Source organism: Pontimicrobium sp. MEBiC06410 (assembly GCF_053601615.1).
This window is the reverse complement of the sequence record NZ_JBSHNT010000161.1, coordinates 57520-70834: the sequence shown is the minus strand read 5'-3', so window position 1 is coordinate 70834 and position 13315 is coordinate 57520. Positions and strand designations below refer to the sequence as shown.

The following is a 13315-nucleotide window of genomic DNA, read 5'->3' as shown; positions in this document are numbered from 1 at the left end:
AGTCTTCTTATCCTAAAACTTCTGCTACTTTTTTACCAATTTCTGCAGGCGAATCCACTACATGAATTCCGCATGCTTTCATAATTGCTTTTTTAGCTTGTGCAGTATCATCACTACCACCTACAATTGCACCTGCGTGCCCCATTGTACGTCCTGCTGGTGCAGTTTCTCCTGCTATAAACCCAATAATTGGTTTTTTGCTTCCACTATCTTGGTACCATTTAGCAGCATCTGCTTCTAATTGACCTCCAATTTCACCTATCATTACAACACATTCTGTTGCTGGGTCGTTTATTAATAACTCTACAGCTTCTTTTGTTGTTGTTCCTATAATTGGATCTCCTCCAATACCAATTGCTGTTGTTATTCCTAATCCTTGTTTAACAACTTGATCGGCAGCTTCGTAAGTTAATGTTCCTGATTTAGAAACAATACCTACTTTACCTTGCTTAAATACAAAACCAGGCATAATACCAACTTTAGCTTCACCTGGAGTAATAACTCCTGGACAATTAGGCCCTACTAAGCGACAGTCTTTACCTTTTATATAATCTGAAGCTTTAATCATATCTGCAACAGGAATACCTTCAGTAATTGTAATGATTACTTTAATTCCTGCATCTGCAGCTTCCATAATTGCATCTGCAGCAAACGCTGGCGGTACAAATATAATTGTTGTATCTGCTCCTACTTTCTCTACAGCTTCTTGTACTGTATTAAAAACTGGTTTATCTAAATGTGTTTGACCTCCTTTTCCTGGAGTAACGCCACCTACAACATTTGTTCCGTATTCAATCATTTGACTAGCGTGAAAAGTACCTTCACTACCTGTAAATCCTTGAACTATTATTTTTGAATCTTTGTTTACTAAAACGCTCATTTTATATTTATGTTAGGTAATTTCTATTTTAACTTTTATTAAAGCTTCTTAATTTTTCAGCAAAAATACTATTTTGATTAGTATTTATTAAGCTATTTTTTAAATTTTTATTTCTGAATAGGATGAGATATTTTCTGGAGTTTCATCTAATAATTGACTCATCTCCCAGCCTCTATAGAGTTTACCATCTTTTACTTCCCAAATAGAAATAAAATGTGCTAATGGGTCTTCTTTTTCTGGACGCTCAATACTTGTTACGTACACAGTATATCTTGCTGTTACTGTATTGTCGCTTTCTAGAAGATGACTTAGTTTGTAGGTAAATGAGTGAAAAGATTCTCGAACACCTTCCATCATTTTTTCGATACCATTATAATCTAATTTTGTAAACCCTTTACTACTATTCCAATGTAACTCACAATCCTTATGAAATTTATCCATAGCATTTTCACAAGTTGCTAAGTCTAAATCGTAAAAGGATTGAACTATAGTTTTAGCTGTCATTTATTACTTTTTAGTTCGTTTAATATATTAGGTATTTGCTTAACGTAAGCTAACTCTTTTAATTTTACTCTAGATTCTTCAATTGGTGTTCCAAAATAGCTTTTCCCACCTTCTACAGATTTTGTAACACCTGTTTGCCCTAAAATCACAGCTTTTTTTCCTATTGTTATACCACTATTTGTGCCTACTTGCCCCCAAATGGTAACTTCATCTTCTATAACACAACAACCAGCTATACCGACCTGAGAGGCTATTAAACATTTTTTTCCTATAACAGTATCATGTCCAACTTGAATTTGATTATCTAGCTTAGAACCCGCTCCAATTGTTGTGTCTCCTGTAACACCTTTATCTATTGTACATAATGCTCCTATATCTACATTATCTTCTATTACAACACGACCTCCAGAGAGTAACTGATCGAAGCCTTCTGGTCTATTTTTATAATAAAAGGCACTGGCTCCTAATATACTTCCTGAATGTATTGTTACATTATTACCTATCACAGTATCATCGTATAGGGTTACATTTGCATGAATAACACAATTATCTCCTATAACAACGTTATTACCAATAAAACAATTAGGTTGAATTACTGTATTTTCTCCTATTGTAGCGGATGTTGAAAGGCTTACATTAGTGCTTTGAAAAGGCTTAAAATGTTGTGTTAACTTGTTAAAGTCTCTAAAAGGATCCTCACTAATTAACAATGCTTTACCTTCAGGGCAATCTACATTTTTATTGATTAATACTATTGTAGCCGCAGACTCTAATGCTTTATTATAATATTTTGGATGATCTACAAAGACAATATCCCCAGGCTCTACTACATGAATTTCGTTCATTCCTAATACAGGAAAATCATCGACGCCTACAAATTCACAATTAATAATTTGCGCTATTTCTTTTAAAGTATATTGTTTAGGAAATTTCATCTATTGCTCTCTAATATTAGCATCTAATATTGAGTAAGAATTGCTTACTAAATACCGATTACGACCTACTTTATTATTCTTTTACTCTTTCTTTGTAAGTCCCCTTAGCGGTCTCTACTTTAATTTTATCGCCTTCATTTATAAATAGAGGTACATTAACAGTTGCTCCAGTTTCAACAGTTGCTGGTTTTGTAGCATTTGTAGCTGTATTACCTTTAACTCCTGGTTCTGTTGCTGTAACTTCTAAAATAACACTCGCTGGCATATCTACTGATAACGGCATGTTATCTTCTGAGTTAATTAAAATAGTAACGACTTCTCCTTCTTTCATTAAATCTGGAGAATCTAAAGCTGCTTTTTGTAATTCTATTTGAGAATAATCTTCTGTATTCATAAAGTGATACGTTTCTCCTTCATTATATAAATACTGAAATTTGTGTGTTTCTACACGTACATCGTCTAGTTTGTGTCCAGCTGAGAATGTATTATCTATTACTTTACCCGAGGTAACACTTTTTAATTTTGTTCTTACAAAAGCAGGGCCTTTTCCTGGTTTTACATGTAAAAATTCTACTATTTTATAAATATCGTGATTATATCTAATACATAATCCGTTTCTAATATCTGAAGTACTTGCCATGTTATTGGTGTTTAATTATTAGCTAATGCTATTTTGTTTTAATTTGATTTGAAGTAACCTTTCATAATACCACGATGAGAATTTTTAATAAACATTAATATTTCATCGCGTTCTGTAGTTGCTTCCATTTCCGCTTCTATAATCCCAGCGGCTTGTGTATTGTTATAGTTTTTTTGATATAATAACCTAAATATATCTTGAATTTCTCTTATTTTCTCTGTTGTAAACCCTCTTCGTCTTAATCCTACAGAATTTATACCAACATAAGATAAAGGTTCTCTACCAGCTTTTACAAATGGTGGTACATCTTTACGCACTAAAGATCCTCCTGTTACAAAGGCATGATTTCCTATAGAACAAAATTGATGCACCGCGGTCATTCCTGCCAAAACAACATAATCGCCTACATTTATATGTCCTGCTAAGGTAGTATTATTAGAAAAAATACAATTATCTCCAACAATACAATCGTGTGCAATGTGGCAGTAAGCCATTATTAAACAATTGTTGCCTACAACTGTTTTCATTCTATCTGTTGTTCCTCTATTTATAGTTACACATTCTCTAATGGTAACATTATCTCCTATAATAGTTTCTGTATCTTCATCGTTATATTTTAGATCCTGAGGTACTGCAGAGATTACAGATCCAGGGAAAATATTACAATTTTTACCTATACGAGCACCTTCCATAATAGTAACATTACTTCCTATCCAGGTTCCTTCGCCAATAGTAACATTATTATATATTGTTGTAAATGGCTCTATCACTACATTTTTAGCGATTTTAGCGCCTGGATGTACATAAGCTAATGGTTGGTTCATCTCTTTGTTTTTTATATTAAATAATTGAAGCATAATATATCTAAACAAAACTAGAGTTTTGCTTGAATAGTATGTTACGACTTCTTGTTTATTTTACTTTTGTTATTTGCGCCATTAATTCGGCTTCTGCACATAATTTACCATTAGAGTATGCATAACCTTGCATATGGCATATACCTCTTCTAATTGGTGTAATTAACGAACATTTAAAGATAAGCGTATCTCCAGGTATAACCTTTTGTTTAAATTTTACGTTATCCATCTTCATAAAGAAGGTTAAATAGTTTTCAGGATCTGGGACAGTACTTAAAACTAGTATTCCTCCAGTTTGTGCCATAGCTTCTATAATTAAAACACCTGGCATTACTGGTGCTCCAGGGAAGTGTCCTGCAAAAAATGGCTCGTTCATTGTTACATTTTTCATTCCTATCACATTATTTTCGGATAATTCGAAAATTTTATCTATTAATAAGAATGGTTGCCTGTGCGGTAACATATCCATAATTTGATTTACATCCATTACTGGCGGTTGGTTCAAATCTATTACAGGAACATTGTTACGTCTTTCGTTCTTTATAAGTTTAGCCATTTTCTTTGCAAACTGAGTGTTTACAAAGTGACCTGGTTTATTTGCTATAACTTTACCTCTAATTCTTGTTTTAATCAACGCTAAATCGCCTACTACGTCAAGTAGTTTATGTCTAGCAGCTTCGTTAGGGTAATGTAATGTTAAGTTATCAAGAATACCATTAGGCTTAACTGAAATAGTATCTTTTTTAAAGGCCTCTCTTAGCTTCCCCATAGTTTCATCGGATAACTCTTTATCCACGTATACGATAGCATTATTAAGGTCGCCTCCTTTTATTAATCCATGTTCTAAGAGCGATTCTAGTTCATGTAAAAAGCTAAATGTTCTTGAGTCTGCAATTTCTTCTTTAAAGTCTGATAAATGCTTTAAAGTTGCATTTTGTGTTCCTAAAACCTTTGTACCAAAATCTACCATAGTGGTTACTTGGTACTCTTTAGATGGCATAACTAATATTTCGCTTCCAGACTCTTCATCGCAATACGAAATAACATCTGTTACTACATACTCTTCTCGATAAGCATCTAACTCAACAATTCCTGCATTTTCAATAGCTTCAACAAAAAACTTAGATGAGCCGTCCATGATTGGAGGTTCAGAATTATCTAATTCTATAATCGCATTATCTATATCTAAACCTGTTAACGCTGCTAATACGTGTTCGCATGTTTGAATGGTAACGCCATTTTTTTCCAAACAAGTTCCTCTTTGCGTATTAGTTACATAATTTGCATCTGCTTCTATACTAGGTGTTCCTTCTAAGTCTACTCGCTTAAAAGCAAATCCTGTATCTGCGGCTGCTGGTTTAAAAGTTAATGTAACATCTTTTCCTGTATGTAAGCCAACACCTGTTAAGGAAATGTCTTTTCCTATCGTTTTTTGCTTTATTTCAGTACTAACTATTGCCATTGTCTTTTTTTTCTAATTCGTTTATTGTTTTCGCTAGTTTTGGTAAGTTTTTAAAATATACGTAAGATTTATTCCAGTCTCCATAACCAAACGCAGGTGACCCTTGAAGTGTTTCGTTATCTTTTATATTTCTTCCTATTCCAGATTGTGCTTGTATACGTACACCATTGCCAATAACCAAGTGTCCTGCAATACCTACTTGTCCTCCAATTTGGCAATTTTCGCCAACTTTAGTAGACCCAGCTATTCCCGTTTGGGCAGCTATAACAGTGTTTTTTCCAATCTCTACGTTATGCGCTATTTGTATCTGGTTATCTAATTTTACTCCTTTTCGTATTACGGTAGACCCTAGTGTTGCTCTATCTATAGTTGTTGCTGCACCGATATCTACAAAGTCTTCTAGAATAACATTACCTATTTGTGGTATTTTTTTATACTCTCCATTATCTTGAGGCGCAAAACCAAAGCCGTCTGCTCCTATTATTGCTCCAGAATTTATAACACAATATTTTCCTATAATAGATTCTGAGTAAATCTTTGCTCCAGAAAACACAATAGTGTTCTCACCTATTACTACATTATCGCCTATATAAACATTGGGAAATATCTTAACGTTATCCTCTATAACAACATTGTCTCCTATGTAAGAAAAGGCCCCGACATATACATCTTCACCCAGTTTTGAGGATTCCGATATTACCGATGGCTGTTCTACACCAAACTTATTTAGCTTTACTTTATTATAATACTCTAATAATTTTGAAAAGGATTGATAGGCGTCCTCTACTTTTATTAAAGTTGCTGTTAATTCTTGCTCTGGAATAAAATCCTTATTAACAATCACTATAGATGCTTGAGTGGTATATACATAAGGTGTATACTTAGGGTTTGCTAGAAAAGTTAATGCCCCTTCTTCTCCCTCTTCTATTTTTGATAATTTAGAAACTTCTATTTGCGAATTACCGACAACATCACCTTCTAAAATTCCTGCTATTTGTTCTGCTTTAAACTTCATTATCCGCAAAAATAGAAAAAATTATCACATTTTTTCTTTTGGGTAGCATATATAATATTTAGTTACTGGTTTTGACAGTGCTTTTAAATTTAATTGATCGGAAGCTTTTACTATATCTTCTGTTTTTCCGTTTTTATATAAAATCTTTATACCTTGCTTTTTTTGTTGGTATGCTTGATTTGTAACCGAACCGGTAAACACAAAGTAATCTGCTTCATCTTCAGAAATATTATACATTGCTATTAAAGCTTCTCGATGCTTTATAACTTGTTCTTTTTTAACTGGTTTTTTCTTGAGTTTAATTTTAAGAAGATTTCTATTTAATATCATTTCGCATAGATTTTTTAAAACAAAATCTTCATGAAATTGCCAAGTTTTCATTGCAGACACAATATCATAATCATCTAACTTTGAAAAAACCTCTAAGCTTTCTGTATTAAAATCTTTTAAAGAAATCTCATTATTCAAAAAGTAAGACAACGCTTTACTAGCTTCTAAAATCACACCATTTTTGGTTAACTCTTTTGCACGTTTTAAAACTCTAATCACTAATTGTTCTCCAACTAAACTAGTTTTATGCAAATAGACTTGCCAATACATTAAACGCCTTGCTACCAAAAATTTCTCTACACTATAAATCCCTTTATATTCTATTACTAACTCATCGTTTTTTACATTTAGCATGGTTACTAAACGTTCGCTGTTAATATTTCCTTCGGCAACTCCAGTGTAAAAACTATCTCTTTTTAAATAGTCTGACCTATCCATATCTAATTGACTTGAAATAAGCTGACACATAAACTTTCTATTATATTCCCCTTTAAATATTTTAATTGCTAATGTTAAATCGCCGTTAAATTCTTTATTTAATTGCTCCATAAAAAGCATGGAAATATGCTCATGAGAAACCCCATTAACGATACTATGTTCCATAGCATGAGAAAATGGACCATGTCCTATATCGTGCAATAAAATAGCTATATATAGTGCGTTTTCTTCTGCTTCTGAAATCTTAACCCCCTTAAAACGAAGGACATTAACTGCTTTTTGCATTAAATGCATACAACCAATAGCGTGCTGAAATCTTGTATGATGTGCTCCAGGATAAACGAGATAGGACAACCCCATTTGTGTTATACGACGCAACCTCTGAAAATATCTATGTTCGATTAAATCGAAAATTAAAGAGTTAGGGATTGTAATAAATCCGTAAATTGGATCGTTTAAAATCTTAAGTTTGTTAATTGTTTGCAAGCTTCTATAATTACTTATTAATAATATTTAAACAAATATACATGAACACTATCAATATTCTTTGGGTTGACGATGAAATAGATTTATTAAAGCCTCATATTCTTTTTCTTGAGAAGAAAAATTACAACGTTACAACTTGTAACAGTGGTACAGAAGCTTTAGAAATTTTAGATGAGAGCACATTTGATATTGTTTTTTTAGATGAAAATATGCCTGGTTTAACAGGTTTAGAAACTTTAAATGAAATAAAAGAAAAACAAGACACGCTTCCTGTAGTAATGATAACTAAAAGTGAAGAGGAATATATTATGGAAGAAGCTATTGGTAATAAAATAGCAGATTACTTGATTAAACCTGTAAATCCTAATCAAATTTTATTAAGTTTAAAAAGAAACTTAGACCATTCTCGACTTGTTTCTGAAAAAACAACATCCAACTACCAGCGTGAGTTTAGAAAAATTGCCATGGATTTATCTATGGTAAATTCTTATGAAGAATGGGTAGCACTTTATCAAAAATTAATCTATTGGGAAATACAGCTAGAAGATATTGAAGACATTGGAATGTTCGAGATATTAGAATCTCAAAAAAATGAAGCCAATATACAATTTGGTAAGTTTATAGATAAAGAATACCCAACTTGGTTTGAACCTAATACAGATGCTCCTACCTTATCTCATAACTTATTTAAAGATAAAATTGCCCCTCAGTTAAGTAAAGAACAACCAACACTTTTAGTTGTTATAGATAATTTGCGTTATGACCAATGGAAAGCTTTTGAACCTGCTGTTAACAACCATTATAAAAAAGAAACTGAAGAAGCTTTTTTTAGTATACTACCAACAGCAACACAATATGCTCGTAACGCCATATTTTCTGGGTTAATGCCTAGTGATATGGAAAAACTACACCCAGAGTATTGGAAAAACGATACAGATGAAGGAGGTAAAAACCTACATGAAGCAGATTTTCTAGAAGCTCAAATGAGACGCCTAGGGTTAACACACTTAAAGCATGAATACTATAAAATCACCAATTTAAAATCAGGAAAAAAGTTAGCAGATAACTTTAGAGGGTTAAAAAATAACGATTTAACTGTTGTTGTTTATAATTTTGTAGACATGCTATCTCATTCTAAAACAGAGATGGACGTTGTTAAAGAGCTAGCTTCAAATGATAAAGCTTACCGCTCATTAACTCAAAGTTGGTTTAAAAACTCGCCACTTTTAGAAATGATTCAACATGCACAACAATTAGGCTTTAAACTAATTTTAACTACAGATCACGGTACTATAAATGTAAAAAACCCATCGAAAGTAATAGGCGATAGAGATACTAGCTTGAATTTAAGGTATAAAACAGGAAGAAGCTTAAGCTATGAGGATAAAGATGTCCTAGCCGCTAAAGATCCTAAAACAATACATTTACCATCATTATCAATGAATAGCTCCTTCATTTTTGCAAAAAGTGATTTGTTTTTTGCCTACCCTAACAACTACAACCATTATGTAAGTTATTACAGAAACACATATCAACATGGAGGTGTGTCTTTAGAAGAAATGATAATTCCTTTTGTTGTTTTAAATCCTAAATAAAACCGAGAAAAGTTTTAAATTTGCTCATCAAAAATTATTAGAGTTTTGACAATAAATTACTCACTTGAAGCTATAGAGACTGTAGCAAAGCAAATTATACAATACTCAACCTCCAAAGTCTTACTTTTTAATGGAGACATGGGGGTTGGTAAAACAACACTTATAAAAGAATTAGTGAGATTATTAGGCAGCGAAGATGCCATTAGCAGCCCTACTTACTCATTAGTTAACGAATATAAAACTCCTGATGATTCTATTTTTCATTTCGACCTATATCGTATTGAAAATGAAGAGGAATTATACAATTTTGGGATTGAGGAATACCTTTCTAGTAACAATTGGCTATTAGTTGAATGGCCAGAAATATTAAAAGACATACTACAAACTAATACCTCTAACATACACATAAAACAGAACGAAAACGGTACGAGAACCCTTACAATGTCTGTATAAAACGCATATTACCCCTCTTTTTAAAACCCAACAAAACAAACGTATTTTTGGAATATTACGGTTTTACCCGTAACAAAATTTTAAAAAACAATCAATTTTAACATTCTTTTAACATTTAAGCTTAAATTAAGCTTAGGTTTTAGTTAAATTTGATTACATATTCACCCTAAACCAAAACCAAAATGAAGTCTAAAAAGCACATAATAGTATTAGCCCTCTTTGGCTGTGTTTTCTTCGCTGCAAACGCAGACAGCATCATTGATTTAATTAACCAAACAGAAACAGCAATCGATGGAAGAAAAATTAAAATACCGACAAACGGGTAATAAAAAAACAATTATTATAGGAAGTGTAATAGCTACTTTTATAGCTATTACACCTTACCTATTTTATTTACATGAAATAGTGCCAAATACCGCTACTTGGGAAACACTCATTTATACATTTCACAGTGAAATATACGAAGATGTCCAAGTAGTCGTATGGACACTTACTGGTAAAATTATCCCTTTAATATTATTAATAATATGGTTTTTTACATGTAGACACTGGTGGTACCATGCTTTACTAGTTCCAATTGCCATGTATTTATATCAAATTATAAGTTTTTCATTATCTAATAGTTTTTTAATCGATGAATTTGAACTAATACATATTATACCTTTTATTGCTGTAATAATACCAAGCATCTACCTTATTAGAGCAAGGTTATTCAATAGGTTGAATTCTGTTGGAAAATCTATACAAGAACTGGAAGACGAATTAAAAATGAAGCCTAAAGGAATTAAAGGTGTTTTTAATCAGTATTTTTAATAGATTTTGTAATCATTCAAAATTTATTCGTAATTTGATTTTTTATTACAATCTAATTACAAAAAATGGATAAACCTATCACTCCTTTTTCTAAGGCACAATTGCTTCCTCAAGAAGAAACACTTGAGATATTAAAGAAAAAAAGCGCTTTGTTTTTGGGGATTCCCAAAGAAACAGCTTTTCAAGAGAAAAGAGTATGCCTAACACCAGACGCAGTGTCTGCCATTGTAAATAACGGCAATCGGGTACTAATAGAATCGAATGCAGGAAAAGGCGCAAACTTTAGTGATAAAGATTATAGTGAGGCTGGAGCAGAAATAACAAATGATACAGAAAAGGTATATTCATGCCCAATGATTTTAAAGGTAGAGCCTCCTACTCTAGAAGAATTAAAGTTAATAAACCCACAAACTATATTAATTTCCGCATTACAGTTAAAGACTCAAAATAAAAAGTATTTTGAAACTTTAGCTTCTAAGCGAATTACCGCTTTAGCTTTTGAGTTTATAAGAGATGATGATGGTGCTTACCCAGCAGTTAGAGCTTTAAGCGAATTGGCTGGAACTGCCTCTGTTTTAATAGCTTCGGAGTTATTGAGTAATTCCAATAATGGCAATGGCCTTATGCTTGGTAATATTAGTGGTGTACCACCAGTTGAAGTTGTTATACTTGGCGCTGGTACTGTTGGAGAGTTTGCCGCAAGAAGTGCTATTGGACTTGGAGCAAATGTAAAAATCTTCGACAACTCTATAACCAAATTAAGGTGTGTGCAAGCCAATTTGAGCCGTACACTTTACACTTCTACCATACAGCCAAAACACTTAAGTAAAGCCTTAAAACGTTGTGATGTTGTTATTGGAGCTGTTAGAGGAAAAAACAGAGCTCCAGTTATTGTTACCGATGCAATGGTAGAACAAATGAAAAAAGGTTCTGTAATTATCGATGTTAGTATAGATATGGGTGGCTGTTTTGAAACCAGCGAAGTCACAACACATAAACACCCAACCTTTATTAAACATGGCGTTATACATTATTGTGTCCCTAACATTCCAGCTAGATATTCTCGTACAGCTTCTTCATCTATAAGTAATATTTTTACGCCATATTTATTAAAAATAGCTGAAGATGGAGGTCTAGAAAACGCATTACGCCTGGATAGAGGACTAAAAAATGGGCTCTACTTTTATCATGGTATTTTAACAAATAGATCTGTTGGAGAATGGTTTGATTTAAAATATAGTGATATTAACCTTTTAATATTCTAAATTTGCAATTTATAAAAATTTAGACCCATTGAAATTAATACACAGATTAGGATATTATCTAGGAGGCTTCTCTATTGGATTAATTGTTTTAGCTTTTTTCTTAAACGGCAAAAAGGCTTCATGTAGTTACGGGCCAGAAGCCCGCACACTTAAAGATATTAATAATAAAAAGCTAGTTATTAGTGCGCAATCTAAAGCCTTTATAAGCTCAAAAGATATAGATACTTTAGAGTTAAACTATATATTATATAAAGGCGATGTTGTATTCTCAAAAAGCGAGCCTAGAAAAAAACCTTGTGGTATTTACCGTATAGAAGGAGAATTGAATAAAAAAGCCGCAGCTCTAACAGTTGAAAACTGTGAAAAAACAGCGACTCTTAAGTCTATTCAGTTTATAACAGATTAATTTGTTTTTCTGCGTTTTCTCTCTTTTTTTAGTAACGATAACTCTCTACTGGTTTGCCCAGAAACAGAGGTGTTTTCTTCTGCTCTACGAATTAAATATGGCATAACATCCTTTACAGGGCCAAAAGGCACGTACTTAGCAACATTATATCCTTTTTCAGCTAGATTAAAACTTATATGATCACTCATTCCATAAAGTTGACCAAACCATACGCGATTGTCTCCTTTATCTATTTTTAACTGCTCCATAATATCCATTGCTAAATATGTACTCTCTTCATTATGCGTTCCTACAAAAATAGAAATTTCATTAAGGTTGTTTAAAATATAAACTAAACAATCGTTAAAACTATCATCTGTTGTTGCTTTATCTTTACATATTGGAGATTTGTATCCTTTTTCTTCAGCACGTTCTCGCTCTTTTTCCATGTAGGCGCCTCTTACTACCTTAAACCCTAGCGTAAAACCTCCTTTTTTAGCACGCTCGTGAGATGCTTTTAAAAATTCTAACCTATCCCATCTGTAAGTTTGTAATGTATTGTAAACAATTGGCTTTTCTTTATTATAAATTGCCATCATGTCTTCTACTAACTCATCTGCAGCATCTTGCATCCAGCTCTCTTCACCATCAATTAAAACTTCAACATCTTTCTCACTAGCTAACTTACAAATAGCATTAAATCTAGACACTATACGCGCCCACTCCTGCTCTTCCTCTTCTGTAAAAGCTTTCCCTTCTCCTTTCTTTTGAAATAAATAAAAACGCCCTAATCCCGTTGGTTTAAAAACAACTATGGGCATTGCATCTTTTTCGTCAGAAAATCCTACGATTTTTAATATTTTTTCGGTTGCCTCATCAAACTGTTCCTCTGTTTCCTTGCCTTCTACCGAGTAATCTAAAACAGAACATACGCGTTTAGAATACATTTTATCAATTACGGTTAAACAATCATCTTCATTTACTCCTCCGCAAAAATGATCGAATACTGTAGCTCTAATTAAACCTTCGACAGGTAATTTGGCCTTTAACGCAAAATTTGTGGCGGCAGTACCTATTTTTACTAAAGGCTGACTTGCTATCATTTTAAATAAAAAATAAGCTCGTTCTAATTCAGAATCGCTTTTCAACGAGAAAGCAACTGCTGTGTTATCAAAGATTTTTTCTTGACTCATCGTTTTTTATGAAAATATATTTGTACAAATATAATTATACTAACATATAATTATACAAAAATCA

14 protein-coding genes are annotated in these 13315 nt (G+C 32.5%); 5 read left to right on the top strand and 9 right to left on the bottom strand.

The window, feature by feature from the left end; all coding sequences use genetic code 11:
• Window positions 1-7: 7 nt before the first annotated feature.
• The 8 genes from sucD to ACVC08_RS14820 form a co-directional block, all read right to left on the bottom strand.
• Window positions 8-880, bottom strand: a complete 873-nt coding sequence (sucD, locus tag ACVC08_RS14855) for a succinate--CoA ligase subunit alpha (protein WP_452597305.1) — start codon at window positions 878-880, stop codon at window positions 8-10.
• Window positions 881-979: 99 nt separating this feature from the next.
• A complete protein-coding gene (locus tag ACVC08_RS14850) occupies window positions 980-1384 on the bottom strand; it encodes a nuclear transport factor 2 family protein (protein ID WP_452597306.1) in 405 nt (134 codons plus the stop codon).
• Window positions 1381-2319 (bottom strand): UDP-3-O-(3-hydroxymyristoyl)glucosamine N-acyltransferase, encoded by a 939-nt coding sequence (locus tag ACVC08_RS14845; protein WP_452602606.1) that lies wholly within the window; start codon window positions 2317-2319, stop codon window positions 1381-1383. The genes ACVC08_RS14850 and ACVC08_RS14845 overlap by 4 nt, the downstream gene beginning before the upstream one ends.
• A 73-nt stretch (window positions 2320-2392) precedes the next feature.
• Entirely contained in the window at window positions 2393-2959 is a 567-nt protein-coding gene (gene efp / locus ACVC08_RS14840; protein ID WP_452597308.1) for an elongation factor P, read from the bottom strand.
• A gap of 38 nt (window positions 2960-2997) precedes the next feature.
• A complete protein-coding gene (lpxA, locus tag ACVC08_RS14835; protein WP_452597309.1) occupies window positions 2998-3783 on the bottom strand; it encodes an acyl-ACP--UDP-N-acetylglucosamine O-acyltransferase in 786 nt (261 codons plus the stop codon).
• Between the two features lie 88 nt (window positions 3784-3871).
• Window positions 3872-5278 carry a bifunctional UDP-3-O-[3-hydroxymyristoyl] N-acetylglucosamine deacetylase/3-hydroxyacyl-ACP dehydratase gene (locus ACVC08_RS14830; RefSeq protein ID WP_452602605.1) on the bottom strand — a complete coding sequence of 469 codons (1407 nt, stop codon included), beginning with the start codon at window positions 5276-5278 and terminating at the stop codon, window positions 3872-3874.
• Window positions 5265-6293, bottom strand: coding sequence for a UDP-3-O-(3-hydroxymyristoyl)glucosamine N-acyltransferase (gene lpxD, locus ACVC08_RS14825; protein ID WP_452602604.1), 1029 nt, complete (start codon window positions 6291-6293; stop codon window positions 5265-5267). The genes ACVC08_RS14830 and lpxD overlap by 14 nt, the downstream gene beginning before the upstream one ends.
• 24 nt (window positions 6294-6317) lie before the next feature.
• The gene (locus ACVC08_RS14820; protein WP_452602603.1) at window positions 6318-7547 is read right to left on the bottom strand and encodes an HD domain-containing protein; all 1230 of its coding nucleotides are present in this window, start codon (window positions 7545-7547) and stop codon (window positions 6318-6320) included.
• Between the two features lie 41 nt (window positions 7548-7588).
• On the opposite strand from ACVC08_RS14820, the gene porX reads away from it, so the two are divergent.
• From porX to ACVC08_RS14795, 5 genes are all read left to right on the top strand, one after another.
• Window positions 7589-9142, top strand: a complete 1554-nt coding sequence (gene porX / locus ACVC08_RS14815; RefSeq protein ID WP_452600190.1) for a T9SS response regulator signal transducer PorX — start codon at window positions 7589-7591, stop codon at window positions 9140-9142.
• Window positions 9143-9187: 45 nt separating this feature from the next.
• A complete protein-coding gene (tsaE, locus tag ACVC08_RS14810; RefSeq protein WP_452602602.1) occupies window positions 9188-9595 on the top strand; it encodes a tRNA (adenosine(37)-N6)-threonylcarbamoyltransferase complex ATPase subunit type 1 TsaE in 408 nt (135 codons plus the stop codon).
• A gap of 291 nt (window positions 9596-9886) precedes the next feature.
• Window positions 9887-10408, top strand: coding sequence for a hypothetical protein (locus ACVC08_RS14805; RefSeq protein WP_452599055.1), 522 nt, complete (start codon window positions 9887-9889; stop codon window positions 10406-10408).
• Between the two features lie 65 nt (window positions 10409-10473).
• The gene (locus tag ACVC08_RS14800) at window positions 10474-11673 is read left to right on the top strand and encodes an alanine dehydrogenase (RefSeq protein ID WP_452602601.1); all 1200 of its coding nucleotides are present in this window, start codon (window positions 10474-10476) and stop codon (window positions 11671-11673) included.
• A 28-nt stretch (window positions 11674-11701) separates the two neighbouring features.
• Window positions 11702-12079, top strand: coding sequence for a hypothetical protein (locus tag ACVC08_RS14795; protein WP_452602600.1), 378 nt, complete (start codon window positions 11702-11704; stop codon window positions 12077-12079).
• On the opposite strand, the gene ACVC08_RS14790 is transcribed toward ACVC08_RS14795, so the two are convergent.
• Window positions 12076-13251 (bottom strand): proline dehydrogenase family protein, encoded by a 1176-nt coding sequence (locus ACVC08_RS14790; RefSeq protein WP_452602599.1) that lies wholly within the window; start codon window positions 13249-13251, stop codon window positions 12076-12078. The two genes, ACVC08_RS14795 and ACVC08_RS14790, sit on opposite strands and share 4 nt — an antisense overlap.
• Window positions 13252-13315: the final 64 nt, after the last annotated feature.